Origin of the sequence: uncultured Nonlabens sp. (genome assembly GCF_947495285.1) — a bacterium.
Taxonomy (GTDB): Bacteria; Bacteroidota; Bacteroidia; order Flavobacteriales; family Flavobacteriaceae; genus Nonlabens.
Map to the genome: position 1 here is coordinate 1 of NZ_CANLXZ010000078.1, position 818 is coordinate 818.

The 818-nt window shown below is 30.1% G+C and carries 2 protein-coding genes and 1 pseudogene; 2 read left to right on the forward strand and 1 reads right to left on the reverse strand.

The features are described from left to right. Positions 1 to 61 precede the first annotated feature (61 nt). Together Q0838_RS14205 and Q0838_RS14210 are read left to right on the forward strand one after the other, a co-directional pair. Positions 62 to 301: a CopG family transcriptional regulator gene (locus tag Q0838_RS14205; protein WP_298956551.1), complete on the forward strand. Its 240-nt coding sequence runs from the start codon at positions 62 to 64 to the stop codon at positions 299 to 301. Next, positions 294 to 581, forward strand: a complete 288-nt coding sequence (locus Q0838_RS14210; RefSeq protein ID WP_298956553.1) for a type II toxin-antitoxin system RelE/ParE family toxin — start codon at positions 294 to 296, stop codon at positions 579 to 581. Before Q0838_RS14205 ends, Q0838_RS14210 begins: the two co-directional genes overlap by 8 nt. 57 nt (positions 582 to 638) lie before the next feature. Here the strand turns inward: Q0838_RS14210 and Q0838_RS14215 are convergent. After that, positions 639 to 818, reverse strand: a pseudogene (locus Q0838_RS14215) (IS110 family transposase); the annotation flags it as partial.

Consider the following 818-nt stretch of genomic DNA (forward strand, 5'->3'; position numbering starts at 1 on the left):
ACGTTGCCAATAATTGGGACTGAAGCATAATTGATGTATATTTACACCAAAATATAGGGTTATGTCAAGACAAAGTATATCATTTACCGAACCGAACGATGAATGGCTGAAAGCCCAAGTAAATAAAAATGAATATTCTAGTAAAAGCGAACTAGTAAACGATTTAATTAGACAAGCCAGAAAACAGCAAATTCAAATTGATTGGGTTAGAGCCAAACTAGATAAAGCTGAAAAAGGCGGATTTACTAGTGACAATCAAAACAAAATTTTAGCTCAATCAAAGTCCTTATTGAATGGGTAAATACAGATTAAGTAACGAAGCTAAAAATGATTTAATACGAATTCACCATTATGGCGTTGAAAAATTCGGAATGAGTCAAGCGGATAAATATTTTGAATCATTTTTTAAATATTTTGACATTATTTCACAAAGACCTTATTCTTTTGAATCGGCTGGATATATAAAAAAAGATTACAGACGTTGTGTTTGTGGAACTGACAGTATCTATTTTAAAGTTAATGAAGGTATTATAGATATAATGGCAATTGTTGGAAGACAGGATTTGCATGAAAAACTATAACGAAATAATAAAACTGTTGCCAACAAAGTACTGTGGTGAAAAACGAGTAAAAACTCATTAATTTTTCAATAAAACACTTTTATAATTATTATCATAAGTTAGTCCTGATTTTGCTATTGTAAAAGCTTGTTTTAATAGCTTATTACACACCGCTATTAAAGCTAATTTTTTGCTCTTCCCTTTGGCTACTAATCGATCATAAATTGCTTTGCAAGCATAGTTATATTTACAGGCATT